Below are 2,912 nucleotides of genomic sequence, written 5' to 3'. Positions count from 1 at the left end.
TTGTTTTCCACAATCAATTTCTACCTATTTCTATAAATTTCAATCTATTTCTATTATCTTATCTCCATATCACTCTTATCTCCTTATCCCCTTTCTTACACTTTTGATATATAGCCTGAACGCTTACAAAAAATTTAGCAAAAGTTCGTGAGATAGAACTACCGGTAGGAGATGCTCAAAGAACACCCCCCTACCGGTCAATGTTCAAACCATTTTACCTGGTTTATCACCTACAACTACTTCTTCACCTCTTGCAATAAAAATCTGTCAACCTTACCAGTCTTTAGGTTTTCAAGATATAACCCCTCTTCATCTTCAAACATTCGCCAGAGCTTTTCGCCATCTTTTTGGAAGAAAATATCAGCGGTCTGGTATGCATGAGCCCGGACATCACCTTCAACATCCAATTCGTATGATGGCACCGTTGTGCCAATGCCGACATTGCCGTATTTTAATCTTCAGATTCCAACTCACTATTAACTTCCTCCCTGTTCTTGACAATATCCTCAACACTAATAACATTTAGCCCGGGTACTCGTAAGAAATGGTTAACATTCCTGGTAAGAAGTGAGAGATTTGAAGATAAGCAGTTACCTGCAGTCAGGATATCCTTTACTCCAATATCCAGCCCCTGTTTAATTAAATGCACATGAATCCTTGCCGCTTCTTCGGAAGATTTATCATCCCAGTGAAGAGATGTTAAGGAAGAAAGCACATCTCTAACTCCTTCCATCTCTCCGGAGTAGAAGCCCCCATAATAGAGTTCGTAAGTAGTAACTGGAGAAACAAAACATTCATATTCCTCAAGCACCCATGATAATACATCTCCATAGACTGGAGTTTCTCTTAAATAATCAATTATTACATCTGTATCTATACAAATTCTTTGGGTTGCCACTTTTTCCATGACTCAGATAACTCCTTATAGATAAGATTAACATCAACTCCTTTCCAACTACCTTTTGCCCTTTTGAATCTTTCTAAATCTTTAACATCTTTGTCATCTCGACTCACCTTATAAATCCAAAGCATTTTCTCCTTTACCTCCACTTCCACATCTCCTTTTTCATAGAATCCCAGCATGTTACAGATATTTCTTGGTAAAGTAATTACTTCCTCCTCAGTTGGTCGCACGGTTAACAATTTTCATCACCTCCTTGAGTTTTACTTCTCCTTTTCATCCTCCTGCATAAATCTACGCCAGTTTTTTTAATAAAATCTTTTGATAGGATGAACAGGATATTTTTTTATCCTGCTTATCCTGTTATCCTGTCTGAAAAATTTAGCGAAAGTTCGTGAGATAGAACTCCCGGTAGGAGATGCTCAGAAGAACACCTCCTACCGGTCAATGTTCAAACCATTTTACCTGGTTTATCACCTACAACTACTTCTTCACTTCCTGCAATAAAAATCTGTAAACCTTACCAGTCTTTAGGCTTTCAAGATATAACCCCTCTTTATCTTCAAACATCCGCCAGAGCTCTTCGCCATCTTTTTGGAAGAAAATGTCGCCGGTGTGGTATGCATGTGCTTGCACATCACCTTCTACATCTAATTTGTAATTCGGCCCCGTCGTCCCGATGCCGACATTGCCAGATTCGTTGATTACCATTCGCTCTTGCAATGACTCTCCTGACTTCCTCGTGAAGAATCTAATCTGGGATTGGTGGAAGGGTTGATATTGGTACCCGTCGAATTCAATTCTTCCTGCCACTTCATTAAAATTTGTGACCTTTACAAAATCCAGAGCAAGATTATCATTCTGAGGAACGTGCCCCTCGCGAATGCGAAGTCGGGTATACGGATTGTTGCCAAATACTGCTTCACCCTTCACATCTAACTTTGTTTCTGGCTCTCTCGTCCCGATGCCGACATTTCCATCTTTGGTAATGCGCATCCTCTCCTGCCAACCACCATCATTGGTTGAAAACACCATATCATCTGTTGGAGTACCACCAGGGACACAATTACCTATTGTCCAATCATATTGACCTGGAAACTCACCACCTACAAAACAGCCTAAACCACCCATAAGGTTACCAGCAGCTGGAGTAAGAATAGCATCTGCACTGTAAATTTGTGCTGTAAAGGCAGATGTAGGGCTGATAATTAGCCCAATTAATAACATCACTGAAATTATTGTCTTTTTCATTTTTTTACTTCCTCCTTTTTAGTTTTTGTCTGTGTAAAAATGGAGATGTGGTGATATTGGAGATATGGAGATTGATTTTAAAAAATATCTCCTTCTCTCCTCTATCTCCTTATCTCCTTTGCTTACACTTTTTCTTTCCCTTATACGATTGCCCGGCAATAAATTTTGGAGGATGTTTTTTCACCACCTTTCTTTGCAAGATTGGGCTCATACAAGGTACTTTATATTTTAACCGTAAAAACTTCTTGTAGGTCGATTTTCCAAAATCGACATCTCTTTTGTCTTAGATATGAATCTCGACCTACATATATTTTTACGGGTTATATGGGGTTAGAAATTAAACTTCAGAAGCATTATTTATTTTTTAGTCAGGTTGAATCAATCTACTTGAAAAGATATACTCAAAGAAAACAGGTTTGCAAAAACTTTCTTGAAAGGATTCAAGGGGGCAAGGGAGCCAGGGGGCGAGTGAACACCTTATTTTTCACCTTCCTTGAATCCTTGCCCCCTCGAATCCTTGCTCCCTTTTTAGAGCAAAATATTTGCAAACTCAATTTATTTGGGTATAATTAAATTCTATCATATTTAATTCTATTTTGTCAACTTTTTAATTTGAAACGCAGGTCTGAAGAATAAAATTTTTCGACCTGTGAAATAGGAATATTTTGATCGTAGTTAGTATAAGAAGGGGGATAAGGGGATAAAGGGGATATGGAGATATCAGAGAAGAATATCAAGAAAATCTACTTACTGAGATAAT

At 38.3% G+C, this 2,912-nt stretch carries 4 protein-coding genes; all 4 read right to left on the bottom strand.

Annotated features, from left to right (window positions below; all coding sequences use genetic code 11):
* Nucleotides 1–236: 236 nt before the first annotated feature.
* The 4 genes from AB1422_18560 to AB1422_18545 all read right to left on the bottom strand — a co-directional run bounded on the left by AB1422_18560 (nucleotide 237) and on the right by AB1422_18545 (nucleotide 2,152).
* Entirely contained in the window at nucleotides 237–422 is a 186-nt protein-coding gene (locus AB1422_18560) for a hypothetical protein (GenBank protein ID MEW6621303.1), read from the bottom strand.
* 29 nt (nucleotides 423–451) lie between these two features.
* Nucleotides 452–907 carry a type II toxin-antitoxin system VapC family toxin gene (locus AB1422_18555; GenBank protein ID MEW6621302.1) on the bottom strand — a complete coding sequence of 152 codons (456 nt, stop codon included), beginning with the start codon at nucleotides 905–907 and terminating at the stop codon, nucleotides 452–454.
* Nucleotides 874–1,143, bottom strand: a complete 270-nt coding sequence (locus AB1422_18550; protein ID MEW6621301.1) for a hypothetical protein — start codon at nucleotides 1,141–1,143, stop codon at nucleotides 874–876. Before AB1422_18550 ends, AB1422_18555 begins: the two co-directional genes overlap by 34 nt.
* Nucleotides 1,144–1,384: 241 nt before the next feature.
* Nucleotides 1,385–2,152: a hypothetical protein gene (locus AB1422_18545; protein ID MEW6621300.1), complete on the bottom strand. Its 768-nt coding sequence runs from the start codon at nucleotides 2,150–2,152 to the stop codon at nucleotides 1,385–1,387.
* Nucleotides 2,153–2,912: the final 760 nt, after the last annotated feature.

It is taken from the genome of bacterium (genome assembly GCA_040757115.1).
GTDB lineage: Bacteria > UBA9089 > CG2-30-40-21 > CG2-30-40-21 > SBAY01 > JBFLXS01.
The sequence above is the reverse complement of the archived record's forward strand: the minus strand, read 5'-3'. Positions and strand labels throughout refer to the sequence as shown.